Genomic DNA, 24,905 nt, shown 5'->3' on the forward strand with positions numbered 1-24,905 from the left:
CGCAAAATGCAAAATGCGCGGTCACTGTCCTGACCCGCGTTGGGTCGTACCTAAGCCACCTCAAAACACCGCTAATGATTATGACGATGATGCTCATCGGGATAATGTGGATGGGTGTGACGTGTGGCTTCGTGAAGATGTTTGTGAATGTGCGGACCATCAGGGGAATGATCGTGCTCATGTCCGTGATGCCCATCGGCATGAGCGTGAACATGGGAATGTTCTAGGGGTTGGTGTTCATGGGCGTGTGCATGGCGTTCACTCATATGGAGCCAAACTCCGATTGCCATCAGCCCGCCCGCCAAAACAAGGGCTGGGGTCAGGGGATCACCAAGAAGCGGGACAGCTATGATTGCCCCGACGAAAGGAGCGGTAGAAAAATATGCCCCTGCCCTGGCCGTACCAAGTTCGCGCAAGGCCATCACAAAGAGCACAAGGCTGATCCCATAGCCCAAAAACCCAACAATTCCCGACAGTGCAAGCGTACCTGCGGACGGAATGGCGGTCCCGACAATCATCGCAAGACAAACGTTCGTTGCACCCGCAACAAGTCCCTTGATCGCAGCGATTTGAAACGGGTCTGACAGCGACACTTTGCGCGTCAGGTTGTTATCAATTCCCCAACACAAGCAGGCCGCCAAGATGGCAAATACAGGCCAGGGGGATTGCACGTCGATCCCGCCCGACCATGACAGGACGACGGCCCCAACAACGATGGCCACCATGCCAAGGGCAATGCGCAAATCGAAGTTTTCACGAAAAACATACCACGCAAGCAGCGCCGTAAAGACCCCTTCCGCATTCAGCAAAAGTGAGGTGGCAGAGGCGGACGTTCCTGCCAACCCCCACATAAGAAGGACAGGCCCGGCGATACCGCCGGCAGCCACGGCACCCAACATCCAAGGCCAGTCACGGCGCACAAGTTCGTCGCCCTTAGAACCACGGACAAAGCGGACAACTGTCAACCCAAGGCCCGAACCGAAATAAAAAAGCCCGGCGAGCAACCATGGGCTTACGTCAACCAACAACATCTTTGCCATCGGCGTGCTGGCTCCGAAAAGAATGGCCGCACTCATGGCTGAGATAATACCAGTTCGTTTTGAACTCATGAGCACGGCTTTATCTCGCGCCAACGCTATTTCACGACGGCCGGGACTGGCGAACGACCGGCCTTGACGGGCAAGCCGCCCTTTTCTCCACCCTCTGGGTTTTTAGGGGACTTAGGCTTCTGAGAGCGGCGGCGCGGGGCTTTGGGAGCAGGTTCGGGGTAATCGAAGGCAATCAGGCCATCTTCGACCTTGATTTGCACGGTACCGCCGTTCATCAGCGCGCCGAACAACAGCTCTTCGGAAAGCGGCCGCTTGATGTGCTCTTGGATCACGCGGCTGAGCGGACGAGCGCCAAAGTTGCGGTCGTAGCCCTTTTTGCCCAACCAGGCCCGCGCTTCGTCGGTCAACTCGATGGTGACGTTGCGTTCCGCCAATTGGACTTCCAGTTCCATGATGAACTTGTCCACCACCCGCGCCATAACCTCTTGCGACAGGTTGGCGAAGGTGATGATGGAATCCAAGCGGTTGCGAAACTCCGGCGTGAACATGCGCTCAATGGCTTCTTTGTCGTCGCCTTCGCGCACCGAGCGTTCAAAGCCGATAGCCGCCTTGGCCAAATCCGCCGCGCCCGCGTTGGTGGTCATGATCAGCACCACATTGCGGAAATCAATGCTTTTGCCGTTGTTGTCGGTGAGCTTGCCGTGATCCATCACCTGCAACAAAATGTTGAACAGATCGGGATGGGCTTTTTCGATTTCGTCCAACAGCAACACACAATGGGGTTGTTGATCGACCGCGTCGGTCAACAGACCGCCTTGGTCAAAACCGACGTATCCGGGCGGGGCGCCGATCAAGCGCGAGACCGAGTGGCGTTCCATGTATTCCGACATGTCAAAGCGCACCAATTCCACGCCCATGGTCATGGCCAACTGACGCGCGACTTCGGTTTTGCCGACGCCCGTGGGGCCGGAAAAGAGATATGAGCCGATGGGCTTATTGGGTTCGCGAAGACCCGCACGGGCCAACTTAATGGACCCCGACAAGGCCGTGATGGCTTTGTCTTGTCCATAAACCATCGATTTAAGATCGCGCTCTAAGTTCTTGAGAACTTTAGCATCGTCACTGGAAACGCTCTTCGGTGGGATGCGCGCAATTTTCGCCACCACCGCTTCCACGTCTTTGACCGTGACGTTGCGTTTGCGTTTGTTTTCGGGCAGCAGCATGCGCGATGCCCCCACTTCATCAATCACATCAATGGCCTTATCAGGCAATTTGCGGTCGTTGATGTAGCGCGACGCCAATTCCACCGCCGAACGCAACGCCGCGTCGGTATAATGAACCTTGTGGTGATCTTCGTAATAGGGTTTGAGACCGCGCAGAATTTTCACCGTGTCTTCGACGGAAGGCTCTTGCACATCGATCTTTTGGAAGCGCCGCACCAGGGCACGGTCCTTCTCAAAATGGTTGCGATATTCTTTGTAGGTGGTTGAACCGATGCAGCGCAACGCCCCCGACGCCAGGGAGGGCTTTAAGATGTTGGACGCATCCATAGACCCACCCGAGGTCGCCCCGGCCCCGATGACAGTGTGAATCTCGTCGATGAACATGATGTTTTCGGGCGCAGCTTCCAATTCCTTGATGACCGCTTTGAGGCGTTCTTCAAAATCGCCGCGATAACGCGTTCCAGCCAGCAGAGAGCCCATGTCCAAGGCCCAAATGATGGCGTCGAACAGCACTTCCGGCACGTCTTTTTCAACAATGCGCCGGGCCAATCCTTCGGCAATGGCGGTTTTGCCGACGCCGGGATCGCCGACATATAGCGGGTTGTTTTTGGTGCGCCGACACAAAACCTGGATGGTGCGCTCAATTTCGGCGGCGCGCCCAATCAACGGGTCGATTTTACCCTCAGCCGCTTTGACGTTTAAGTTCACACAATAGGTTTGTAGGGCCTCTTGACCCTTTTTCACGACGCCTTCTTCATCCATATTTTCTTCGGCACCCGTGACCAGACGCTCTTCGGATGCACCGGGGGCTTTGGCGATGCCGTGGCTGATGTAGTTCACGGCGTCCAAACGGGTCATGTCTTGTTCTTGCAAGAAATAAACGGCGTTTGATTCCCGCTCGGAAAACAGCGCCACCAACACGTTGGCACCCGTCACCTCTTCACGTCCCGAAGACTGCACATGGATGATGGCGCGCTGAATAACGCGCTGAAAGCCTGACGTCGGCTTGGGATCTTCCAGGCCGTCCAAAGCCGGCAGAACCAGTTCATTTTCCAAGAAATTGGTGACGTCGGCATGGAGGACTTCCAAATCCACCTCACACGCGCGAAGCACCGAAATGGCATCGGGATCGTCGGTCAAGGCCAACAAAAGGTGTTCCAGCGTCGCGAATTCATGGCGGTATTCGCCGGCAATATTGAGCGCGCGGTGCAAAGTCTGCTCTAAGTTTCTCGACAACATTGGATCAAACTCCCTTGGCTCCGGTGGCTTTGTTGGCTCGTATTCTTTTTATATTTAGGCATCTTTTTCAATTGTGCACTGTAAAGGATGCTGATTGTGACGCGCCAGGTCCATCACTTGGTTGGCTTTGGTCTCCGCCACCTCAAAGGTGAACACACCGCAAATGCCGACCCCCTTTTGATGCACGTGCAACATGATGCGGGTCGCCTCTTCTTGGCTTTTGCTGAAGATGTGTTCCAAAATGTACACCACGAATTCCATCGGCGTGTAATCGTCGTTCAGCAACAAGACTTTATACATGGACGGTTTTTTGGTTTTGGCACGGGTTTTCAGGACCACGCCAACGTCGCCATCATCGTTTCGTCCACCGTCGGACCCGCCCCCGGATCCATTTTTATCCGGACCGGCCATGGTGAACACCCTGTCATATTGGGGGGCCAGTTGCAGGTCCCATTGCGGGCTAAATGTAAAATTCGTCGTCACGTACTTCAAATCTCCGCCGTTTGTCGTGCATCGAGCTTCGGGCAGAATCACCCAAGTCTTGTCGATGATAGCGCAAACGAACAGGGCCGTAAATTTGGCCCTGCAACCAAGATATCGTCTGCACCTCTAAGACTTGGGGTGCGTCGCCTAAAATCACCAGTCCTGGGCAGAAAAAAAGGCAAAAAAAGGCCCGGTGGATAAACCACCGGGCCTTTAGTTTCGCTGCCCATAAGGGAGTATGGGGAGGTGTGTAATTAGGCAGCGGTCTTGGAAATGATGTCGTTGTACGCGGTGCCGAACTGGCTGGTCAGCGGTGCGCTTACGTCACCGGCAACCTTCATAGCCGCTTGGCTGATCGAGGTGCTGGTTTCGACGGCAGCTTCAAGGCCGGATTGAGCCAGCTTCATCTGTGCCGAAGAAATTTCTTCCGGGGTTTTGCAAGACGTCAAGGTCAGTGCAGCGTCGCTGTTGAAGCGAACGGCAGCTTTAGCGGCCTTGAAGAACAAGTCGTTCAGTTCCTGGATACCGGAAACATAAGCTTCGCTGGCTTTGACAGCGGCATCGAAGTTTTCGCGACCGGGGAATTCAACGCCTTCAAAAGCTTTCGCGGATTTTGCTTGTTCGGTTCCAGCTTTGATGGCGGCATCCAGGCCGTCTTTGATCATATCTGCAGTAGCATCGAAGTTGTCAGCAACAGCTTCAATGGCGCTCGTTGCAGAAGCGGTCTTTTTCTTTGCGGTGGTCATTTCTCATCACTCCTAAAAAAGTATTGGGGTTTCAATCGCAGGGCTTCTACCCAAAGCCCATTTTGCGACATCGTGACCCCCGGCTTGCTCCATGAGGCCCTTTGCATATGAATAATCTATGCTGCACTGCAACATTAGTCAACTGTTATTTTGCAGTGCACCATAAATTCATGTTTCTTCCACATCAACGTAACATTTCAGCCCTTTTCTCCGACATTCTGGAGGTTACCCACCCATTTATCTTCACCAAATCCCTTGGCCTTAACCTTTTGTTAGAGCGAAGCGGGAGAGAATCGTTCTAAGCCATTATGAAAAAGGAAGGGGACGATCACCTTTCCCCTTGCGACGTCATCCACTTTCCAGCGATGATGGGCGCTGCAATGATGGCGATTGCGATGCACCTTGTGCATATGAAGGTTGGGACAAACCCAATCTCATAAAAAAAGCCCGAGTCAGACTGCAGGTAAAAGGGAAGCCGTGTTTTGAGGAGCCACATTCGCAGGACCGCTTTGTTCGCCATCAGCGCCATTGTGCTGCTGGCTTTTACTTTGTGCACCCCTAATCTGGCCTTTGCGAAGTACGCATCGTTGGTGATTGACGCCAAAACCGGCGAAGTGCTGCACGAAACCAACGCCGACACCCGCAACTACCCCGCCTCTCTGACCAAGATGATGACCTTGTATATGGTGTTCGAGGCGTTGGAAGATGGTCATCTGCGCATGGATGACCGCATTATGATGACCCGCCACGCCGCCAACCAGCCACCTTCAAAATTGGGCATCCAGGTCGGCCAATCCATCAGCGTGGAAACCGCCATCCGTGCCTTGGCCATCAAGTCCGCCAATGACGTTGCGTCTGCCGTCTCTGAGCATTTGGCCGGAACGGAACGCCAATTTGCCCTGCTGATGACGACCAAAGCCCGCGCGCTGGGCATGAGCAACACCACATTTCGCAATGCATCCGGCTTGCCCCACCGTGGCCAAATGTCGACCGCACGCGACATGTCAAAACTGGCGCGGGCGCTGTTGATGCACTTTCCCCATCGCTATCATTATTTTTCCGAACCCGATTTTGAATACGCCGGCACGACCCATAAGAGCCACAATAAATTGCTCACCAATTATGAGGGCACCGACGGCATCAAAACGGGTTACATACGCGCTTCAGGTTTTAACCTCGTGGCTTCGGTCAAGCGCGACAACCAGCGTCTGATCGGCGTGGTGTTCGGGGCCAAAAATTCTCAAATCCGCAATCATCACATGGTGAAGCTGCTTGATGAGGGCTGGGCAAAGATCGACCCCAATGCGACCACCGTCGCCCAAGACATTCCCAAACCAACACCATCGGCCAAAGCAAAAACCACCGGCACCAGTGCTCACGTGGCGTTTGCCCCGGGGCAACCTGCAAAATCAAAGTCAAAATCAGGGCCATCCAAGACCACCTGGGGCGTACAAATCGGCGCGTACAAGTCCTACGATCCAGCCTATGAAATCGCCATGCGCGCCATCAATCTTGCGCCGTCCTATCTGGGCGACGGCGACATCACCGTGGCACCGTTGGAAAAGAAAAACGGGCATGTGCTGTATCGTGGTCGGGTCATGAACATCAGCAAAAGCCAAGCCTACAAGGCCTGCAAATACCTCAAAAAAATGAAAATCGGCTGCATGCCGTTAAGCACCTCAGAGCCGCTTGAAGTCGCATCCCTCAACTGATCCCCAGCCAACGAAATGCCTGCAACGTAAAGCCCGCAGCTCATAAAGCGCAGCGGGCTTTGTCGCGTTATACTTGGGGCCATTAAACTTTGGGACGGCCGATGCAATGGTAATCGAAACCGGCTTCCGCCATTTCGTGGGCTTCATAGATGTTGCGCAAATCGACCAAAATCGGCGATGAGAGCAAAGATTTCACCCGCGCCCAGTCGAGACTACGAAAGGCGTTCCATTCGGTGATAATCACCAAAACGTCGGCGTTGACCATGGTCGCATAGGTGTCGTCGCACCACACGACCCCGTCGATCATTTCCTTGGCCTCTTTCATGCCTTCGGGATCAAACGCCTGGACGCGCGCGCCCGCGTTGATCAGAGCGGGCAGAATATCGAGGCTGGGGGCATCGCGCATGTCGTCGGTATTGGGTTTAAACGTCACGCCTAATACCGCCACAGTCTTGCCCGCGACCGATCCGCCGCACGCGTTAATGATGCGCCCGGCCATGGCTTTTTTGCGCTTGTCGTTGATGTCGACGACGGCTTCGATAATGCGCAAAGGTGAGCCGACATCCTGGGCCGTATGAACCAAGGCCAGAGTATCTTTGGGAAAGCACGATCCGCCGTAACCGGGGCCTGCGTGCAAGAATTTTTTGCCAATGCGGCCATCCAAACCGATGCCCTTGGCGACGTGATGCACATCGGCACCAACTTTTTCGCACAAGTCCGCAATTTCATTGATAAACGTGATCTTGGTCGCCAAAAAGGTGTTGGCCGCGTACTTGATCAATTCCGAAGAGGTGCGCGAGACAAACAAGATCGGCGCCTCAATCAGCGACAGCGGGCGGTACAATTCGCGCATCACGTCTTGGGCACGCGGACTTTGGGTGCCGATGACCACCCGGTCGGGATGGGTAAAGTCGGCAATGGCGGAGCCTTCGCGGAGAAACTCAGGATTGGAAACCACGTCAAACTCCGCATCGGGGCGGGCTTCGCGAATGATCCGCTCGACCTCGTCCCCCGTACCCACCGGGACCGTCGATTTGGTTACGATCACGGTGTAGCCGGAAATATTTTCAGCGATTTCTTTTGCCGCGGCGTAGACGTAGCTCAAATCCGCATGCCCGTCACCGCGGCGGGTCGGCGTCCCGACAGCGATGAACACCGCATCGGCGGCCTTGACCGCTTCGCCCAGATCGGTGGTGAACGTCAGGCGGCCAGCTTTAACGTTGGTGTTGACCAAATCGTCCAAACCCGGCTCAAAAATCGGCATGATGCCATTTTCTAGCATCTCAATTTTTTTGCTGTCTTTATCGACGCACACCACGCTGACGCCGAATTCAGAAAAACACGCCCCAGAAACCAAGCCGACATAGCCGGTACCGATCATCGCTACATGCATGGGTAATCCCCTAACTCTGCAACAGGGCAAGACGGGCGAATCCCGATGCCTGCACACGCTTGAGGGTTTTTAAGCGATGCCCCCGGCGCTGGCAAGGGAAACAGGTGAAAACTAGGTTTACAGATGGTTCTTCAGGTAAGTCCGAAGTTTGCTTTCATGCTGAGAGCTTTTAAGCCCAAATGCCACGTTGGCCTCGACAAAGCCGAACATGGAGCCGCAATCGAAACGCGTACCTTCAAACCGCAAGCCGTGAAAGGGCACCTGACCGATGGTCGCCGAAATGGCATCGGTCAACTGGATTTCGCCCCCAGATCCGGTCATTTTTTTGTCCAAATGCTGAAACACCTGGTGGTCGAGAATATATCTGCCAATGATCGACAAGGTCGACGGGGCTTCTTCAGGTTTCGGTTTTTCCACCAAGCCCTTCGCCGAGACGATAGAGCCATCGTCTGAGCTGACATCCAAAATGCCATATCGGCTGGTGAGTTCGCGCGCGACGTTTTCAACCGCGACAATATTCCCGCCCAATTTGGCGTGGAGATCGACCATTTGTTTGAGACAGCCCGGTTTCGCCATAATCAAATCATCGGGCAAAATGACCGCGAACGGGCCACCCTCCAGATATTCCCGCGCGCACCACACCGCATGGCCCAACCCCAATGGTCGGTCTTGATAGCAAAATTTGACTTGTTCGGGTGCCAAAGTGGTTTCTTTGACGATTTTCAGTTCCGCCAGCTTGCCGCGTTCGGCCAAGGTGGCTTCCAATTGCGCATTGGTGCTGAAATGGGCTTGCAGCAGCACCCGATTGGTCGGATTGGTGACGAAGATAAACTCTTCGATTCCGGCCTGTTGGGCTTCTTGAACCGCATACTGGATCAAGGGCTGGTCGGCGATCGGCAGCATTTCTTTGGGGATAGCCTTGGTGACAGGCAAAAAACGTGTGCCCAACCCGGCCACGGGAAACACCACTTTGGTGATCGCTGTCGTCATGATAACTCCCAATTGTGAGCTTAATTTGTGACACAGCGCCCCAACTTAAGCAACGGACCTTAGGGTCAGGACCCTAAACAATAAGCTCTGCCTGGCGCGCACGCTGGGTTACAGCCCGCGTTAACATCACCTGCAAAGCGATAAACGGCAAAAACACCAACACGCGCTGAGAACCATCAAGATTCACCAAGACCAACGCCCCCAGCCCCTGCAGCACACCGATAGCCATATAAACACTGGTGACCCGAGCGTGAGAGGCCCCTAAGCGGTTCATCAACTGATAAAGATGGCTGCGGTGCGCTTCGGTGATGCGCTCCCCCGCCCGCCAGCGTCGAATAAGGGTATAGGACGTATCCCAAATGTAGTGAAAAAACAGCAACGGCATCACGTACAGCGACATCTGAGACTCATCAAAGCACCCCGCCATCACCGCCAACGTCGCCAGGGCAAAGCCCAAAAATTGACTGCCGCTGTCGCCCATGAAAATTTTCGCCGGCTGCCAGTTCCACAGCAAAAAACCCAAGGAAGCCCAAACGATAAGAGCGCTCACGAGATACAGAACGCTGCTGCCCTGCAAAAACAGTATGGCCCCGAAAAACCCTGCCGCAACGATAGCCGTGGTTCCCGCAATGCCGTCGATGCCATCCATAAAATTAAACGCATTGGTGAGCCCAACGATCCACACCACCGTCAGCGGATACGCCACCCAGCCCAAATGCCAAATGCCGATCCCCGGCAAGCTGATATGCTCGACAACAATACCAAAAGCCGCCACCAGGGCTGCGCAAGCGATTTGCACCCCCAACCGAGTGCGAAACCCCAATCCCGCCACATCATCTACAATCGACACCGCCGAGATCACGAGCGCCGCCCCGCAAAACGCCCAGAAATAGGCTTGCTCAAACACACTATTTTCACTCAACAGCCACAGACCAAGCAAGCCGATGTAAAAGCTGGCGACGATGGCGATACCCCCCGAACGCGGCGTCGGGTTGGTGTGCGATGAGCGTTCATTGGGCGTATCGATGATGCGCACGCGTTTCATCAACAACCACGTCAAGGCCGCCGATAACGCGCTCAAAGAGGCGCCAAACACAATCAGGTTCAAAAAGGACAAGCTCGTCATAAAGGCTTTGTGCCACAGCACAACACAGTTGTCACTTGCCCATCAACACGTCTTTGGCGCGGTTGATTTGCTGCGCCAAATAATCGGAACCGCCCTTATCGGGATGGAGATTGCGCATCAAACGACGATGGGCTGTCTTAATCGTGGCCTGATCCGCATCTGGGGCCAGCCCCAAGACCTTAAAGGCTTCCTCACGGCTCATAGCCCCCCCAGAAGACGGTGAAGATGACTTTTCCTGCCCACCACCACCAGAGTGATGACGCCAACTGGGTTCATGGCGATCAAGATAACCTTCCAGGACACGCGCGCTGTCAGGATCACCCTGTGCTTCGGTATACAGTGCCAAAAGCTCACTCAAAGAGAGGCTTTCCAACGCCCGGCCCGCGAACTGTCCGTCAAGGACACGCCCCGACACATGCCCCGACGCGTGGTCCAAGTGTAAATCGACAAAGCGCGTGCGTACGTCAGAGCCCTGCCCCGCCCCCGGATTGGCACCGCTGCCCGGTGTCTGCCAGCCCTTGGCCCCACCGCCTAAGCCAAAAATATTGGCGAACGCTTTTGCGGTGCGCAGACCTGTAAACATGCGCACAAACCACACCCCCATGGCCGGCAATGCCGCCACGGCGGCCCACAGCTTGCCCGTCATGGCCAACCACACTACAACCAAGACCACCAGGGCAAAGGCCACCCACTTCAGCATTTTCACAAGGCTTTTGGGCGACGCCGTCACATACCAGCGCGACAGCAAGATGAAGGCGATCAAGACCGCGACACCAAGAATGAACCAAGACACGTTTAGCCGCCCCCGCGCATTTGTTGGGTGATCTGCAGGATTTCGGCCCCATGCACCTTGGCATAGGCCTCCAGCGCGCTGCGCCCGCCAGCCGTAAACACCGCCACCGCCGCCAACAGTTTTTTCAGCTGTTCGGCGCTGGTGGCGTCAAAGTGCGCGTAGGCCCCGCCGCTGAGCTTGGCGATGTGGCGAAAAGCGCGCTCCGCCGTACCGTCCTGGCCTTCGTGAAAGACGAACACCGGAACCCCTATCAGTCCAAGCTCCCCGGCGACCTGTCCCACCGCATCGACGTTTTCTTCAAAGCAGTCGCCGACGTAGACAACCGCGCGCACCCCAGAAAGGGTCGCTTCATTGCGCGCATGCTTGAGGACCTTTTCCACCTGGGTCTGCCCAGCCAGACAAAACACCGACGACATCAAGCGCTGGATATCTTGGGCCCGACTCAGCCAGCCCGACACCTTAAACTCACCAAAGCCGCGAAAAAACGCCAATTGCACCGCCAACCCGCCAATATCTTGAACGGCTTCGAACATGGTGCCTTGAATGCGCGCCGCCATGTCCCAGCTGTGTTCACGCGACGCGGTGGCGTCCATGGCAAACATCAACCGTCCCCCATTCCCACCTTGGGCCCCACCTTGAAAAGGCACAGGCTGGGTGTTGAGCTTATCCAAAAACGCATCAACGGCCGACGGCGAAGAAGAGTTTGACGGTAGGTTATCGGTATCGTCTGTCATGGTTTCCTAGGTGTCCTCACATGGCGACCTAACTGGCCGCCACAGCACCGCCGGCGCCGATCATCAGACCGCCGGCCCCCCGGTGCAGGTTTTTCACCGCGCGCCTGGACCGAAACAGGCTGCGTGCCTTGGCCGCCATGGCCGCATAACCCGCCAAAACGATGAACAACGTAACACTCACCACCAGCGCGGCGCTCACCAGACCGCCGACGCCCAGCAAGGACAAGTCCATAAACGCGGGCAAAAAGGCGACGTAAAAAACCATCGCCTTGGGGTTGCCCAGCGTCAAGCTCAGACCGGACAAAAAACGCCGTCCCGAATGGCGCATTGGGCCGCGTTCCGGTGCGGGAACCAAATCCGTCTCGACGTCCCTGGCGGCGCGCCACATCTGCACGCCCAGATACACCAAGTATAAGCCCCCTGCAATTTTCAACAGACCGAAAGCGGCGACATATTGGCTGGCGAGGACGCTGAGTCCCAACGCCGCCAACACCAGATAAAACAAATCGCCGACGATGATGCCGAAGATGAAGACCAAGGTCGGACGAAAGCCCAAAGCCAGAGCGCGCGCGACGATCGCAAACACGCCGGGACCGGGCGTGACGCCCAATACGAAGATGGCAACGGCCAACGCAGCCGCGCTTTCAATGCTCATGACGACAGGTTCCTCATATCAGTTTAATCGCTCAAAAAAGTGGGGCTACTCAGTCTGTTTTTGCGCCTGTTTTTGCAAGAAAAGCTGATGGTGCTCCGAGCCTTCACGCAGCATCTTGGCACGGCACTCTGGGCAGCGCTCGTCTTGACAGCGCACGCCGTCTCGATGCGGGGTTGTTTTACCGCATTTAGGGCACACACACTGCCCACCGTCACCCATTTGATGTTTTCGATGCTCTGCCATAAGCCGATCTCCATCCAAGCAAAAGGCTGACCATGAGTCTAGCACGCCCAGGCGATATATCCACGCGCGAATGCCAAGACCAACGAGGCGCAGATGGCGTTTAGGAAAGATTGATCGCTTCCACCAAAGCGCGGACTTCTTGGCGTGCGGCGATGTGCGACATGCTCAGCGCGCTTTCGCCGGAGACCTCTGCCACATCCATGAGGGTGAGGCCTTGATGGAACAGTTCGCGGAAAATCACCCGCTCAGAAAAGCCCGCCACGGTGCGAAAGCCGATGCGCTTGGCCAGATCCGCCAGCAGGCGCTCAATCTCGCGCTTGTTGATTGAATCCGTGTGCCCCATGCGGTTGCGCATGACGATCCAATCGGCGGCTTTGCGCCCCCGTTTGGCGCGGATCATGCGCTGCTGCCACACCAGTTCGGCGTAATGGCTGGGGTTTTTGATGGTCATCGTGCCCGGATCGATTTTCGCCAAAACGTCCAAATCAATAAAACTGTCGTTCATCGGCGTGATCAAGGTATCAGCAAACGAATGGGCCAACCTGGACATAGGCGTATCGGACCCCGGCGTGTCGGCGATGATCACATCGGCGTTGTTGCTGGCGTCTTCAAACACCCCGGCCAACAACTCCTCAATCCCCTCAGCATCTCCGCCGCCGTCTTCGGCGCGCAGGGTGAGAAGCTCAGGTATAGGCAAATCAAGACTATGCTTTTTCATATGCAATTGACGGTTTTCAAAATATCGACTGATGGTGCCTTGGCGGGCATCCAAATCGACCACCGTCACGCGCAACCCCTGGCGCAACAAACTGACGGCCAAATGCATGACCGTGGTGGACTTGCCACTGCCGCCCTTTTCATTGCCGATGATGATCACATGCGTTCTCATGGGCCGCACTCTAGGGCCGCATCAAGAGAATGAAAAGCACCGAATGAGGCCCGTTTGCAAATTGCACCCAACCAATAACGCCCGAACAAGTCATACCCTTAACCCCGAGAATCGGATAAAAGAAAGGGATGGGAGATTTAACGATGACACGGCAGAGACGGATAAAGGCAGGGTTGCGGGTCTTGGCGGTGACGGCGGGTCTGCTGGGACTGGCCATGCCAACGATGGCGCAAAACGCCGGGCCGGGCGGTGGAGAAAAAATCATCGATTTTCGGGAAACCATGCGCGCCTTGGTGCAAAACATCAGCGCCTATGCGCGCAGCCTCAAGCCCGGTTTTATCGTGATTGCCGAGCACGGTCTTGATTTGGTCACCAAGCCCGACTTCCAAGACAATACCTTGCTGTTTCCCGCGCGCACGTTCGCCCGCTCTCTCGATGGCGTGTTAGAGCCCGAATTGTTCCCAAGACTCACGCCGCCAAGCGGCAAAGAGGCCGCCAAGGAAGCCCCTGCGCTCAGCGCGGCACGCGCGGTCTTGTCCACCAACGTCGAGACCGCCAAGAGCCTTGGCTTGACAATTTTAGACCTCGAGTTTGCGACCAAGCCCCAAGACATTGACCGCGCCTATGCTCAGGCGAGCGCAAAAAAGTATCTCCCTTTTGTCGCCGACACACCCATCTTGGGACGGATACCGCTTTACCCCAAGCTTGCCTATAACGCCAACCCCAAGTCCTTAGACGACTTGAAACAGGCGACGAATTATATCTACATCGCCAATGCCCAAGGGTTTGGTTCGACCAACGACTTCATTCAGGCGCTGAGTTACACGAACCACGACATCGTTATCACCAACGTGTTTCATGGCCGCAACCCCTTGACCAAGTTGGATGTAGAGCGTTTGAAATACAAAAAGCTGGGGGCCCGTCGCTTGGTCTTGGCTGAAGTCGATGTGTCCACGGTGGCGACCTATAACTTCTTGTGGCAACCGGGCTGGCGCATGGAAGACCCGGCGTTTGTCAACGTCCCGCTACGGGACGATCCCGACCGCTACCGCATCACATATTGGGATCCGGCATGGCATTCATTGCTGTACGGCGGTACGGCGTCGTACCTTTATGGCGTGATGGATTTGGGATTTGACGGCGTGGTGCTCAAAGGCGTCAATGGCTGGCGGTACTTTGAAAGCGGCGGCGAAGAAAACCAATAGGTATTGGACCGTTACAGGCCCAACTCGGTACGCTTCACGCGGGTGAGCTTAGCCGCAATCAGCGCATGTGCATCTTCAATGTAAGAGCAAATTTCCGTTTCACTGAGCGCAGTTTGGTCTTGAATCTGCACCCACTTGGCGCGCGCCAGATAGGGTGCCGGAATGATTCCCTTTTGCTCACACAAAATGGAATAGCTGAGATCGCTACATTTGAAGCTGATTTTGTCGCCCGAATCGGTGGCCGCATCATCGCCCGCAGGTTTTCCCCACGTGGAGCAAATCGCAAAAATCTTGCCGCCAACCTTCCATACCGACGAACCGCCCCATTGCACCACGTGGGTGACGGAGCGTAACGACGCGCAGAAGGCATCAAATTGAGCCCGGTTCAACGCTGCTGGCCTTGCTGCCGACTAAAGTGCAGACAGCATCACCGTTTCAATCACAAAACCATCTTCAGGCCGAAACCGCTTGGCGATTTTGGTCCGGGCTTCGGCTTCGGTGCGCGCGACAACGTCTTGCGTATGGACATCGGCCCAGTGATCTTCATAAAAATTGTGGCTCTGATTTTCCTTCACCAGGGCACGCACAACCTTGTTGTAGAATTTCACCAAAAAAACTTGGCCTATGCTGGGATTCAACATCCCGTTCCCCCTTCATGTTGAACATCATATGTCTTGATGTTCAGACTAACGATTCAATCGCGAACGTTCCCCACTCACAATAAGGAAGTCCCGATCCCATAACGTGCCCAATAGCTTGGTCACAAATCGTTAACAAAGCTTTGTCGCAAGTCAATTCATTTGTAAGAACTTTATGAATTTAAGTAACCGACGTGTTGCTCTGCAGATACACTTTCCCCCTAAAAGCACACTTTGATGAAATCAGATGAGTTCACAGACCTAACTACAATCGTGTCCCTTGTAGATGTAGATAATTTCACATCAGGACTGACATCATGATCAATATTGAACAATTTAGAACACGCGTCGTGCAGCCCGTGCTGCAGACTTTGGCGGGCTGGAACGCCCAGATGAACTCCCTTGCAGCCGAAAACCTATTGGTGGGCACGGCTGTGCAAGAAAGCCGCCTCACGTATTTGGCGCAAGTCGGCGGCGGACCGGCCTTGGGCGTTATGCAAATTGAGCCCAATACCCACGACGACGTCTGGACCAACTATTTGGCCTATCGCACCGACTTGGCCCAGGTGGTGGAAACATTTTCGGCCGGGGACGGTCACACGGCGCAACAACTGCCGTGGAATTTGGCCTACAGCGTCGCCATGTCCCGACTTGTATATTGGCGCCAACCCGCCCCCCTGCCAACGGACGGCACCGACATAGAGGCCCTTGGGGCGTTTTGGAAAACCCATTACAACACCCCAGGCGGCGCCGGAACAGCCGCCGAATGGGTGGCGAATTATCAAAAATATGTCACTTCACCTTAAGGTTAAGCGCAAACGGAAATGGAATTTTCGCGCTCTTTGCGTATGATGGACAAAACGCCATCCTCTCGAAGCGAGTTCCCATGGAAAGTCACACCTATCACATCGGCGATATCATTTTTCAAGAAGGCGACCACGGCGATTGCGCTTATTTGATCAAGTCCGGCCAAGTCAAAATCACCAAAATCGCCCGCGATGACCAACCGCGCACCATCGCAACGTTAAATGCGGGCAATATCCTTGGGGAAATGGCGCTCATTGACAACGAACCCCGCGCAGCTTCGGCGGTGGTCCTACAAGACACCGAAGTGCTGATCATTTCAAATGAAGAATTTCAAAAGCGTCTTGACGGTTCGGACCCCGTCATCGGCCTTCTGATGCAAACCTTCACCAACCGCCTGCGCCAGCAAGCGCAGCAGCTTGTGCGCATGATGTCATAAGCCCCGCCCCCTTTGATTGATGACATAAAGAAAACCCCCGGCTCCGTATTCGGAACCGGGGGTTTAAAATGGTGGGCACAGCAGGATTCGAACCTGCGGCCGTTCGATTAAAAGTCGAATGCTCTACCAACTGAGCTATGTGCCCGCATGTCACACAATAACGATGTGTGCGGGGCGGAACTTAAGGTGCGGCGGCGTCCCGGTCAACCCCTCCTAATACAAAAATAAACAACAATGCAAAGTTAGCAGTCTAAAATGGCGCAACAGTTTGATTTTTAAGATTTTTTAATCTTGAAACGCTCGTCCAGGCGGGCCGCGACCTGATGGGAAACGAAATGACGGACATCCCCACCGAGACGGCCAATTTCCTTGACGAAACGACTGGAAATAAATTGATTCTTGTCCGAGGCCATCAAAAAGACCGTTTCCAATTCACGACAGAGGTGTGAGTTCATCCCCGCCATTTGAAATTCATACTCAAAGTCCGATACCGCGCGCAGACCGCGCACGATGACGCTTGCCCCAGCCTCAACCACAAAATCGACCAGCAAGTTGTCAAAGGGAATAACTTCGACATTGACGCCCGCGCAGGTTTTGGCCGTGAGCAATTCCGCTTTGACCATTTCGACGCGTTCATCAAGGGTGAACAAAGGCTCCTTGCCGGCATTGACGGCCACTGCAACGATCAACCTGTCAACCACACGGGTGGCCCGGCAAATGATGTCCATGTGCCCATTGGTGGGCGGATCAAAGGTGCCGGGATAAACACCTGTGCGAAATTTCGTTTCAGGCGAAACAATATCAGAGGACATAATGGGGGAGGTCTCCGCTACGTGTTATCATTTTCGTCATCTGCAGCTCCGCCATCAGCTTCCGCCTCGACCTCAGCATCAACTTCTTGGGCGTCAACTTCGGCACCAGCCTCAGCGTCCGTTGCGTCTGTTACAGGTGCTTCATCCATATCATCGGCATCTGTATCATCTTCCACATCGGTCAGACGGGTGACGGACACCACGTGTTCGGAAGCGGCGGTCTTAAACAAGGTAACGCCTTGAGTGTTGCGCCCGGCGATGCGAATGTCCACCACCGTGGTTCGAATCAGTTGCCCGCCGTCTGACACCATCACCAGCTGATCTTCGGCTTCCACCGGGAATGAGGCGACAACCTGGCCATTGCGGGCGTTGGTTTCGATGTTGGTGATGCCCTGACCGCCACGCCCGGCGATGCGGTATTCATAGGCCGAGGTGCGTTTGCCAAAGCCGTTTTCGGTGATGGTGAGGATAAAGTCTTCCATCCCTTCCATTTCGGCGAAGCGCTCTTCGGTGAGGCCCAACTGGGTGGGATCGGTGATCAGGTCGTCATCGCTTTCGCCTTCCGCGCCCGCCGCCCGGCGACGCGCGCTTTGTACCTTCAGGTACAGGTCCCGTTCGTCCGTATCAAAATCAATGTGGCGCAAGATGGACATGGTGACGACTTCGTCGCCCTTGGCCAGTCTCATACCGCGCACACCCGTAGACGCCCGGCTGGCGAACACGCGCACGCCCTTTTCGTTCCCTTCCGCGTCCTTTTTGGACACCGGGAAGCGAATGCATTTGCCGTTTTTGGCAGCCAGCAGCACGTCATCACCTTCCGTACAGACCTGCACGCCAACCAGGCGATCACCGTCGTCCAATTTCATGGCGATTTTGCCATTGGTCATGACGTTGGTGAAATCCGACAAGGAATTGCGCCGCACCCCGCCAGACGCGGTGGCGAACATCACGAACATGGTGTTCCAGGTGCTTTCGTCTTCAGGCAACGGCATCATGGTGGAAATGGTTTCCCCCTTGTCCAAGGGGAAGATGTTCACCATCGCTTGACCGCGCGCCGTAGGCCCGCCCAACGGCAGCTTGTAAACTTTGAGCTTGTAGACGATGCCGGTGGAAGAGAAGAACAGCACCGGCGTGTGGGTATTGACCACAAAAACCTGACTGACAAAGTCTTCGTCGCGCATCGACATGCCGGATCGGCCCTTGCCGCCCCGGCGCTGGGCACGGTACGTCGACAACGGCACGCGCTTGATGTAGCCCGTGTTGGTCACCGTCACGACCATGTCTTCGCGCTGGATCAAGTCTTCGATGTCGTGTTCGAATTCGGCTTCTTCCAAGGATGTGCGTCTGGGCGTGGCGAATTGCGTGCGCATTTCTTCCAGTTCTTCGCGCAAAATCGTATAGAGCTTTTCGCGGGACCCCAAAATGGCCAAAAGCTCTTTGATTTCATCGCCCAAGGCACGCAAATCATCGGCAATTTTGTCGCGTTCCAGGCCCGTCAAACGGTGCAAACGCAATTCCAGAATGCCGCGCGCCTGAATTTCAGACAGCTTGTAATTGCCGTTTTCGTCAACCAAGCGGCCCGGTTCGTCGATCAGTTCGATGAGCGGGATAACGTCACCCGCAGGCCACGCGCGCTCCATCAATTGTTCCCGCGCCACTTGCGGATTGGGGGCCTTGCGGATCAGCGCGATGACTTCGTCAATGTTGGCGACCGCAATGGCCAAGCCGACCAACAAATGGGCCTTGTCCCGCGCTTTGCCGAGCAAATAAATGGTGCGACGGCGAATGACTTCCTCGCGAAACGTCACAAACGCTTGAAGAATTTCCTTCAAATTCATCAACATCGGACGCCCACCGTTGAGCGCCAACATATTGACGCCAAACGACGTTTGCAGCGGGGTGTGCTTGAACAATTGGTTCAGCACCACTTCAGCCATGGCGTCGCGCTTGATTTCAACCACCACCCGCACACCGTGACGGTCCGATTCGTCGCGAATGTCGGAAATGCCTTCGATGCGCTTGTCGCGCACGCATTCAGCCATGGTGGCAACCATGCGCGCCTTGTTCACCTGATAGGGCACTTCGGTGATGATGATGGCTTCACGGCCCTTGGCGCGTTCTTCAATTTCCGTACGCCCGCGCATAATCACCGAGCCGCGCCCGGTGTGAAATGCCGAGTTCACGCCTTGCTTGCCCATAATCAAGCCGCCGGTGGGGAAATCGGGCGCTTTGACGTATTCCATCAAGCCTTCGATGGTGATGAAAGGATCGTCGATCACCGCCATACAGCCGTCAAGCACTTCGCCCAAGTTGTGCGGCGGAATGTTCGTCGCCATACCCACCGCGATACCGCCCGCGCCGTTCACCAGCAAATTGGGAAAGCGCGCCGGAAGCACGGTCGGTTCACGCTGGGTGTCGTCGTAGTTGGATTGAAAATCGACGGTGTCCTTGTCGATGTCGTCGATCAGTGCATGCGCCGATTTGGCCATACGCGCTTCGGTGTAACGCATAGCCGCTGCACGATCACCGTCCATGGAGCCAAAGTTGCCCTGGCCGTCAATCAAAGGCAGGCGCAAGGAGAAATCTTGCGCCATACGCACCATCGCGTCGTAAATCGCGCTGTCGCCGTGGGGGTGATATTTACCCATGACGTCACCAACGATGCGCGCCGATTTGCGGTACGGCTTGTTGGAGTCATAGCCGTTCTCGTTCATGGCATGCACGATGCGTCGGTGAACCGGTTTCAAACCATCGCGCACGTCGGGCAAAGCCCGGCTGACGATCACGCTCATGGCGTAATCGAGATAGGAGCTTTTCATCTCCTCTTCGATGGCGATGGTTTCGAATCCTTCAGCAGGAGAAGGAGGCGGCGCAGACGATTCGGAGGTCAAATGATTTTCCCAGCAAATTCAATATGTTAACCAAGATCAAAAGCGGCCAAATCTGACCGCCTCCTGACCCCTGAAATCTAGCAGTTTGAGGGGGGGAAAACAACCTTATGACGCCTGATTTTAAAGCTTATTTCCGCGCCCGGTTCATAGGGAGAATTGCTGAGGTTCTGCGACGAAAAAGCGCGCAATTTTGGAAATTGCGCGCCTCGCATAGTGTCTTGGACAGAGCTGGTAGCCTGTTGTCGGCTAGAACGGAATTTCATCGTCCAGATCGGAGCCTGGAGCCGGACCGGAGCCACCGCCGAAGCTGTCGTTGCCGCCGCCGTAGCCACCACCGGAACCACCGCCAAAGCTATCGTCTCCGCCGCCCTGACCACCGCCTTGGCCGCCCCCAGACGTCCCACCGGGACCGTCCAGCATGGTCATGGCGCAGTTAAAGCCCTGCAACACCACTTCGGTAGAGTACTTGTCGTGGCCGTCTTTATCCGTCCACTTGCGGGTTTGCAATTGACCTTCGATATAAACCTTGGAGCCCTTGCGCAGGTATTTTTCGGCGATATTGGCCAGACCATCGCTGAAGATGACCACACGGTGCCATTCGGTCTTTTCCTTGCGCTCTCCGGAGTTTCGGTCTTTCCAGCTTTCAGACGTCGCGATGCTCATGTTCACGATTTTTTTGTTGTCTTGAGAAAAACGCACTTCCGGGTCGCGACCGAGGTTGCCAACCAAAATAACCTTATTCACACTGCCTGCCATGAGGTCCCCGCTGCCTTTAAAAATCGATCAAAAAATCACTGAGAATCACTGATCCAAACCTTACACGCAAAGCACAGCAGACCGCCACTATTTTAGGGGCAGAACCTTTGCACCATTTCGCTTGTCGGGGCCGGAATACTTTTGCTGGCTGAGGCGACGATCAGGGCCATAGTAGCTCGTGCACTCGACCATGGGGCGTGGATTTTCCATCACACTCACAATGCGTCCCAGCAAGGACTGAGGGGAAATGGGCTTGCCCAGGAAATCGTTGACTCCGGCGTTGCGGGCCTCGTTTTGCAAGCTGGTTTCAGTGTAACCGGTCACCATAATGATGGGCACCGCACGACTTACGCCTTGGAGTTTACGGATCATGCTGACGCATTCCACCCCGTCCATACCCTCCATTTTCCAATCGAGGATCACCAAATCAAACGCCGTATTCGGATGAACGTTGTCGAGGATGTCGATGGCCTCAATCCCATCGCGGGCTTCTTCCAGCAAGGTCATGCCCAGAGCTTGAAGAATCGAACGCAACAACGTGCGAAAATGCACATTGTCTTCGACAATCAAAATTTTGAGTTGCGACACATCGAGCGAACTCATGGATACCCCAAAAAGATTTTTTATTCTTAAATTTTCACACCGCCCCCAAGCGTCTTCAGCGACACCATATCGAATTCACACTGGGGCTTAAAGAAAAATAACAGGGAAAGAGGTGTTTACCTTACAGCAGGCCCAATTCTTCCAGATCGCGGGCCAATTCGAGCGGCATATCACCGTTCGGCGTGGATCCGACATCGGGCGGGGCTTTGGCGGGATCCAGGTAGCGCCAGCCTTGAAACGCGCGGTGGGGGCGATTTTGGGTCGCCACCAGTTTTGGGGACAAAATCATCACGCAGCGCTTTACGCCTTCGTCATCGCTGTAGCTTTCAAACGCCAGAAGCTCTTGACGTGCCCGAATGGCCCCCTTAATCACCCAATAGATGGATCCCCCGTTCAGCACTTCAGCCTCTCGTTTGGGTTTCATCCGGGTGACATGACGAGGATTTGCAGACAGACCTTGAGCCACGTACGCGGCCATGCGCTGTTGTTGCAGATGCGCCAGATGGTCAAAATCCTCGACCCCAACGGCCAGTTTGATCAGGTGCACGTTCAAAGCCTCCTCGGATAGGACGTTCTTTACAATAAGAACATCGCTCCCAGCCCCAAAAACACCAAAAAGCCGACCACGTCGGTGACGGTGGTGAGAAACACGCTCGACGCCACGGCGGGATCGATGCCGTGACGGTCCAGCGCAATGGGAATAATGGCGCCGAACAAGCCTGCCACCACCATGTTGATGACCATCGCAGACCCGATCACCAAACCGATGGCCGGGTTCGAAAACCACGCCCACGCCACACCGCCGATCAACACCGCAAAAACCACCCCATTGATGGTCCCCACCAAAATCTCTTTGCCGATTTGGCGCCGGGCATTGGTCGAGGTGAGTTCTTTGGTGGCCAACGCACGCACGGCAACGGTCAAGGTTTGGGTGCCGGCATTGCCGCCCATGGACGCCACAATGGGCATCAACACCGCCAACGCCACCACCTGTTCAATGGTGGCTTGAAAAAAGCCGATCACGACTGAGGCCATGATGGCCGTCAACAAATTGATAAACAGCCAGGAAAAGCGCTGTTTGGTGGTGTCCAAGGTTGCTGAGTACAAATCGTCCTCACGCACACCACCCATCAGCAAGATGTCGTCTTCGGCCTCTTCATCGATGACGTCGACAACGTCGTCAATGGTGATGATACCGACCAAGCGGCCATCTGAACCGACCACCGGAGCGGACACCAAATCGCGCTGACGAAACAGAAAAGCAACTTCTTCTTGGTCCATATCGACCGGCACAAGTTTCATCTGCTCGTGCATGATGTCCGTCACCGGAACCGGACGCTTGGTTTGTAACAAGGTGCTGAGCGGAATGGTCCCAACCGGCCTGTGACGCGGGTCAACCACCACAATGTCATAAAAAACGTTGGGCGTTTCCCATTCATCTTGCTCGGCGATTTCACGCATGAAAGTGATGGTTTCGCCCACCGTCCATATTTGCGGCACGGTCATGACTTCGCGCTGCATCAAACGGCCTGCGGAATATTCCGAGTACGCCAGACCTTGTTCGATCAGGGTGCGGTCAGCGGCCGGAATGGCATCTAGGACGTGAAGCTGTTCATGCGCTTCCAGCTCGTCAATAATCTCCACCGCGTCATCGGTGTCCAACTCAGCAACCGCAACCGCGACCGCGTCCAGACCGATGATGTCAAAAACATCGTCACGAACGGTTTCATCCAGCTCGGTGATGAAATCTGGATCGAGAACGTCGTGGGCGGCTTCCAAGAATGTGCGGCGCTGTTCGGGACTGAGACGCTCGGTAAGGTCGGCAGCGTCGGCGAAGTGCATATCTTCAACCAGATCGCGCACACCTTGCGTATCACCCGCTTCCAAAGCGGTGATGATTTCTTCGACGTCTGCGACATGCAACCCGTCATAGATTTCGCTGGGGTCTTCGGGCGGCACGGCACCGGGCGTTGTGATCGCGTCCTGATTTTCCAGATTCGGTTCGGTCATAGAGACCTCCTCCAGTTCATTGGCCCGACTGGATAGGCGGTATAAATTGACACATGAAAAATGCGCGATGTTCGGACAAAAAAATAACGGACGGATCAAAAACGCCCCGCCGTCGAAAAGACCGCCTAGCGGGGGTGATACTAGCCTATGAGGCCCGGAACATAAAGCCCTGTTCCTTGTTCCACAGCCCCTTAAATGAGGACACCCCAAATGGTCGGCTAGAGGCGTTGTGCCAATGCTCAGGCCACCTCATGACGTCTGCTTTCAAGCGGATAGCGAGTAACTTTGAGGACTTATACATAGCCCATGAGTTTTATCAATCCGGCCAAAATCATTTGGCCCGATGCATCCCATTTTGGCCCGATTTGGCACATGAATGAGACTTGCCGATGATGAGAGTTGCCATCGCATTGAACATCCCACTATTTTATATGCTGAGGAATGACGATACGTCATTTATCGTATATGTTGTAACAATCGATTGTTGCGTTGCAGGATCTAAACAAAATCCACAGAGGTTTGTGAACCTGTTTCGTCAAATAGCCGTAGATGTTGACAGCCTGGGGGGGCAAACGATGGCTTATCGAGCAGGAACAGTTTTTTTCACGGCAATGGCGCAGCTCGCCATGACGATATCCATGCCCTACTCCCAACACTGGGCGAAGGGCCTCGGAATCATCTGCATCTGCATCGGCTCGTTTTGTTTCGCTCAAAACGTATTCGCCCAGAACCCAAACACGCGGGTCATCGCCGCTGCCAATTCCACCTGTTCAAGCATCAAAAAGGCTGCGGATCTCTTTGCCCAACGCCATGATATCTCCTTCTCATACATCTGCAAATCGTCAGGACGCCTCGCAAAAGGCATCAAGGGCGGCATGCTTTCTCCCGATTATTATATTTCCGCCAGCGAAGAATGGATGATGGATTTGGTGCAGAGCGGCCATGTGAACGCCGCTGCGGTTCGGCAACTTTGGGGGAATGAACTGATCCTTGCTTGTCCCACCAAACACCCTCTCGACATCACCAAATGGGAAGACGTGACCTCCGCCAAAGTCGCCCATCTTTTAATTGGCGATCCGGGCACCGCGCCGTTCGGACGTTATGCGAAACAGGCCTTAGAATCGGCTGGCTTTTGGGACCAAGTCAAAACCAAGGTGGGCACGCGCAAACACATCACGCTGCTGGCCGACGATCTCTCTGTCGCAGCGGAAGGAACGGCAGGAATTCTTTATTCCACCAACCTTACCGATGAATTGCAGACCGTTTTGCATGTGCCGTCTGAATGGCACGATCCGATCCGCTATTACGGTGCTGCGCCCGTGGGAAAGGAGGACGATGCCATAATGGTTGATTTTATTTCATTCCTGAAGAGTCCCGAGGCGGTGGAGATTTTCAGCAACGCCGGCTTCCTAATTCTGCCTTGACAAAGCCCCACAAGCCCAACGACTGACAAACTTAACGCGAGGCCCGAC

Annotated in this window: 24 protein-coding genes and 1 tRNA gene; 5 read left to right on the top strand and 20 right to left on the bottom strand. The window is 55.0% G+C overall.

Translation table 11 applies throughout. The annotated features are described in order from the left end of the window. Positions 1–71: 71 nt before the first annotated feature. The 4 genes from BEN30_RS05995 to BEN30_RS06010 all read right to left on the bottom strand — a co-directional run bounded on the left by BEN30_RS05995 (position 72) and on the right by BEN30_RS06010 (position 4,740). Complete coding sequence (locus BEN30_RS05995; RefSeq protein ID WP_322091068.1) at positions 72–1,133, bottom strand: DMT family transporter; 1,062 nt, start codon at positions 1,131–1,133, stop codon at positions 72–74. A 2-nt stretch (positions 1,134–1,135) separates the two neighbouring features. Beyond that, positions 1,136–3,511 carry an ATP-dependent Clp protease ATP-binding subunit ClpA gene (clpA, locus tag BEN30_RS06000; RefSeq protein WP_084005103.1) on the bottom strand — a complete coding sequence of 792 codons (2,376 nt, stop codon included), beginning with the start codon at positions 3,509–3,511 and terminating at the stop codon, positions 1,136–1,138. 54 nt (positions 3,512–3,565) lie between these two features. Further along, complete coding sequence (clpS, locus tag BEN30_RS06005) at positions 3,566–3,922, bottom strand: ATP-dependent Clp protease adapter ClpS (RefSeq protein ID WP_069957427.1); 357 nt, start codon at positions 3,920–3,922, stop codon at positions 3,566–3,568. A 326-nt stretch (positions 3,923–4,248) separates the two neighbouring features. Then, on the bottom strand, positions 4,249–4,740 hold the full coding sequence (locus BEN30_RS06010; RefSeq protein ID WP_069957428.1) for a phasin family protein: 492 nt from the start codon (positions 4,738–4,740) through the stop codon (positions 4,249–4,251). 482 nt (positions 4,741–5,222) lie between these two features. Here BEN30_RS06010 and BEN30_RS06015 point away from each other — a divergent pair, with 482 nt between their 5' ends. Continuing rightward, positions 5,223–6,452: a D-alanyl-D-alanine carboxypeptidase family protein gene (locus BEN30_RS06015; RefSeq protein WP_084005105.1), complete on the top strand. Its 1,230-nt coding sequence runs from the start codon at positions 5,223–5,225 to the stop codon at positions 6,450–6,452. Positions 6,453–6,534: 82 nt separating this feature from the next. Here BEN30_RS06015 and BEN30_RS06020 read toward each other — a convergent pair whose 3' ends face one another. From BEN30_RS06020 to BEN30_RS06055, 7 genes are all read right to left on the bottom strand, one after another. After that, positions 6,535–7,845: a UDP-glucose dehydrogenase family protein gene (locus tag BEN30_RS06020; protein WP_069957429.1), complete on the bottom strand. Its 1,311-nt coding sequence runs from the start codon at positions 7,843–7,845 to the stop codon at positions 6,535–6,537. Positions 7,846–7,962: 117 nt separating this feature from the next. Further along, entirely contained in the window at positions 7,963–8,835 is an 873-nt protein-coding gene (locus tag BEN30_RS06025; RefSeq protein WP_069957430.1) for a UTP--glucose-1-phosphate uridylyltransferase, read from the bottom strand. Between the two features lie 73 nt (positions 8,836–8,908). Beyond that, the gene (locus BEN30_RS06030; RefSeq protein WP_069957467.1) at positions 8,909–9,961 is read right to left on the bottom strand and encodes a glycosyltransferase family 4 protein; all 1,053 of its coding nucleotides are present in this window, start codon (positions 9,959–9,961) and stop codon (positions 8,909–8,911) included. A 31-nt stretch (positions 9,962–9,992) separates the two neighbouring features. Further along, complete coding sequence (locus BEN30_RS06035; protein ID WP_069957431.1) at positions 9,993–10,754, bottom strand: J domain-containing protein; 762 nt, start codon at positions 10,752–10,754, stop codon at positions 9,993–9,995. 2 nt (positions 10,755–10,756) lie between these two features. Further along, positions 10,757–11,488: a hypothetical protein gene (locus tag BEN30_RS06040; RefSeq protein ID WP_069957432.1), complete on the bottom strand. Its 732-nt coding sequence runs from the start codon at positions 11,486–11,488 to the stop codon at positions 10,757–10,759. 28 nt (positions 11,489–11,516) lie between these two features. Further along, positions 11,517–12,143 (bottom strand): LysE family translocator, encoded by a 627-nt coding sequence (locus BEN30_RS06045; protein ID WP_069957433.1) that lies wholly within the window; start codon positions 12,141–12,143, stop codon positions 11,517–11,519. A gap of 343 nt (positions 12,144–12,486) precedes the next feature. Further along, positions 12,487–13,275 carry a division plane positioning ATPase MipZ gene (locus BEN30_RS06055; RefSeq protein WP_069957435.1) on the bottom strand — a complete coding sequence of 263 codons (789 nt, stop codon included), beginning with the start codon at positions 13,273–13,275 and terminating at the stop codon, positions 12,487–12,489. A gap of 143 nt (positions 13,276–13,418) precedes the next feature. Between BEN30_RS06055 and BEN30_RS06060 the strand changes: the two genes are divergently transcribed. Continuing rightward, on the top strand, positions 13,419–14,480 hold the full coding sequence (locus BEN30_RS06060) for a hypothetical protein (RefSeq protein ID WP_139134878.1): 1,062 nt from the start codon (positions 13,419–13,421) through the stop codon (positions 14,478–14,480). Between the two features lie 11 nt (positions 14,481–14,491). Here the strand turns inward: BEN30_RS06060 and BEN30_RS06065 are convergent, their stop codons facing one another. Together BEN30_RS06065 and BEN30_RS06070 are read right to left on the bottom strand one after the other, a co-directional pair. After that, positions 14,492–14,869: an MmcQ/YjbR family DNA-binding protein gene (locus BEN30_RS06065; RefSeq protein WP_069957437.1), complete on the bottom strand. Its 378-nt coding sequence runs from the start codon at positions 14,867–14,869 to the stop codon at positions 14,492–14,494. A gap of 21 nt (positions 14,870–14,890) precedes the next feature. After that, positions 14,891–15,121 carry a hypothetical protein gene (locus tag BEN30_RS06070; protein WP_069957438.1) on the bottom strand — a complete coding sequence of 77 codons (231 nt, stop codon included), beginning with the start codon at positions 15,119–15,121 and terminating at the stop codon, positions 14,891–14,893. A 314-nt stretch (positions 15,122–15,435) separates the two neighbouring features. Between BEN30_RS06070 and BEN30_RS06075 the strand changes: the two genes are divergently transcribed. Then, a complete protein-coding gene (locus BEN30_RS06075) occupies positions 15,436–15,924 on the top strand; it encodes a hypothetical protein (RefSeq protein WP_069957439.1) in 489 nt (162 codons plus the stop codon). An 80-nt stretch (positions 15,925–16,004) separates the two neighbouring features. Continuing rightward, positions 16,005–16,361, top strand: a complete 357-nt coding sequence (locus BEN30_RS06080) for a Crp/Fnr family transcriptional regulator (protein WP_170826978.1) — start codon at positions 16,005–16,007, stop codon at positions 16,359–16,361. Positions 16,362–16,430: 69 nt separating this feature from the next. On the opposite strand, the gene BEN30_RS06085 is transcribed toward BEN30_RS06080, so the two are convergent. The 7 genes from BEN30_RS06085 to mgtE form a co-directional block, all read right to left on the bottom strand. Next, positions 16,431–16,506: transfer RNA gene (locus tag BEN30_RS06085), tRNA-Lys, on the bottom strand. Between the two features lie 130 nt (positions 16,507–16,636). After that, positions 16,637–17,173, bottom strand: coding sequence for a pantetheine-phosphate adenylyltransferase (gene coaD / locus BEN30_RS06090; RefSeq protein ID WP_069957440.1), 537 nt, complete (start codon positions 17,171–17,173; stop codon positions 16,637–16,639). A gap of 17 nt (positions 17,174–17,190) precedes the next feature. Further along, positions 17,191–20,064: a DNA gyrase subunit A gene (gene gyrA, locus BEN30_RS06095; RefSeq protein ID WP_281201825.1), complete on the bottom strand. Its 2,874-nt coding sequence runs from the start codon at positions 20,062–20,064 to the stop codon at positions 17,191–17,193. A gap of 246 nt (positions 20,065–20,310) precedes the next feature. Then, positions 20,311–20,820 carry a single-stranded DNA-binding protein gene (ssb, locus tag BEN30_RS06100; RefSeq protein ID WP_069957441.1) on the bottom strand — a complete coding sequence of 170 codons (510 nt, stop codon included), beginning with the start codon at positions 20,818–20,820 and terminating at the stop codon, positions 20,311–20,313. An 87-nt stretch (positions 20,821–20,907) separates the two neighbouring features. Then, on the bottom strand, positions 20,908–21,423 hold the full coding sequence (locus tag BEN30_RS06105; protein ID WP_069957442.1) for a response regulator: 516 nt from the start codon (positions 21,421–21,423) through the stop codon (positions 20,908–20,910). Positions 21,424–21,544: 121 nt separating this feature from the next. Next, positions 21,545–21,970 carry a DUF1489 family protein gene (locus BEN30_RS06110; protein WP_211563295.1) on the bottom strand — a complete coding sequence of 142 codons (426 nt, stop codon included), beginning with the start codon at positions 21,968–21,970 and terminating at the stop codon, positions 21,545–21,547. A 29-nt stretch (positions 21,971–21,999) separates the two neighbouring features. Beyond that, complete coding sequence (gene mgtE / locus BEN30_RS06115) at positions 22,000–23,433, bottom strand: magnesium transporter (protein WP_139134879.1); 1,434 nt, start codon at positions 23,431–23,433, stop codon at positions 22,000–22,002. A 389-nt stretch (positions 23,434–23,822) separates the two neighbouring features. Here mgtE and modA point away from each other — a divergent pair, with 389 nt between their 5' ends. After that, positions 23,823–24,857 carry a molybdate ABC transporter substrate-binding protein gene (gene modA / locus BEN30_RS06120; RefSeq protein ID WP_084005115.1) on the top strand — a complete coding sequence of 345 codons (1,035 nt, stop codon included), beginning with the start codon at positions 23,823–23,825 and terminating at the stop codon, positions 24,855–24,857. The last annotated feature ends 48 nt before the right edge of the window (positions 24,858–24,905 follow it).

It is taken from the genome of Magnetovibrio blakemorei, from assembly GCF_001746755.1.
In the GTDB taxonomy this organism is placed as follows: domain Bacteria; phylum Pseudomonadota; class Alphaproteobacteria; order Rhodospirillales; family Magnetovibrionaceae; genus Magnetovibrio; species Magnetovibrio blakemorei.

Excerpts from the sequence above, each read along its gene's own strand:
- clpA (WP_084005103.1), bottom strand. The coding sequence starts at position 3,511 with ATGTTGTCGAGAAACTTAGAGCAGACTTTGCACCGCGCGCTCAATATT.
- clpS (WP_069957427.1), bottom strand. The coding sequence starts at position 3,922 with ATGGCCGGTCCGGATAAAAATGGATCCGGGGGCGGGTCCGACGGTGGA.
- BEN30_RS06010 (WP_069957428.1), bottom strand. The coding sequence starts at position 4,740 with ATGACCACCGCAAAGAAAAAGACCGCTTCTGCAACGAGCGCCATTGAA.
- BEN30_RS06020 (WP_069957429.1), bottom strand. The coding sequence starts at position 7,845 with ATGCATGTAGCGATGATCGGTACCGGCTATGTCGGCTTGGTTTCTGGG.
- BEN30_RS06025 (WP_069957430.1), bottom strand. The coding sequence starts at position 8,835 with ATGACGACAGCGATCACCAAAGTGGTGTTTCCCGTGGCCGGGTTGGGC.
- BEN30_RS06030 (WP_069957467.1), bottom strand. The coding sequence starts at position 9,961 with ATGACGAGCTTGTCCTTTTTGAACCTGATTGTGTTTGGCGCCTCTTTG.
- BEN30_RS06040 (WP_069957432.1), bottom strand. The coding sequence starts at position 11,488 with ATGACAGACGATACCGATAACCTACCGTCAAACTCTTCTTCGCCGTCG.
- BEN30_RS06045 (WP_069957433.1), bottom strand. The coding sequence starts at position 12,143 with ATGAGCATTGAAAGCGCGGCTGCGTTGGCCGTTGCCATCTTCGTATTG.
- BEN30_RS06055 (WP_069957435.1), bottom strand. The coding sequence starts at position 13,275 with ATGAGAACGCATGTGATCATCATCGGCAATGAAAAGGGCGGCAGTGGC.
- BEN30_RS06060 (WP_139134878.1), top strand. The coding sequence starts at position 13,419 with ATGACACGGCAGAGACGGATAAAGGCAGGGTTGCGGGTCTTGGCGGTG.
- BEN30_RS06070 (WP_069957438.1), bottom strand. The coding sequence starts at position 15,121 with ATGTTGAATCCCAGCATAGGCCAAGTTTTTTTGGTGAAATTCTACAAC.
- BEN30_RS06075 (WP_069957439.1), top strand. The coding sequence starts at position 15,436 with ATGATCAATATTGAACAATTTAGAACACGCGTCGTGCAGCCCGTGCTG.
- BEN30_RS06080 (WP_170826978.1), top strand. The coding sequence starts at position 16,005 with ATGGAAAGTCACACCTATCACATCGGCGATATCATTTTTCAAGAAGGC.
- coaD (WP_069957440.1), bottom strand. The coding sequence starts at position 17,173 with ATGTCCTCTGATATTGTTTCGCCTGAAACGAAATTTCGCACAGGTGTT.
- ssb (WP_069957441.1), bottom strand. The coding sequence starts at position 20,820 with ATGGCAGGCAGTGTGAATAAGGTTATTTTGGTTGGCAACCTCGGTCGC.
- BEN30_RS06105 (WP_069957442.1), bottom strand. The coding sequence starts at position 21,423 with ATGAGTTCGCTCGATGTGTCGCAACTCAAAATTTTGATTGTCGAAGAC.
- mgtE (WP_139134879.1), bottom strand. The coding sequence starts at position 23,433 with ATGACCGAACCGAATCTGGAAAATCAGGACGCGATCACAACGCCCGGT.
- modA (WP_084005115.1), top strand. The coding sequence starts at position 23,823 with ATGATGAGAGTTGCCATCGCATTGAACATCCCACTATTTTATATGCTG.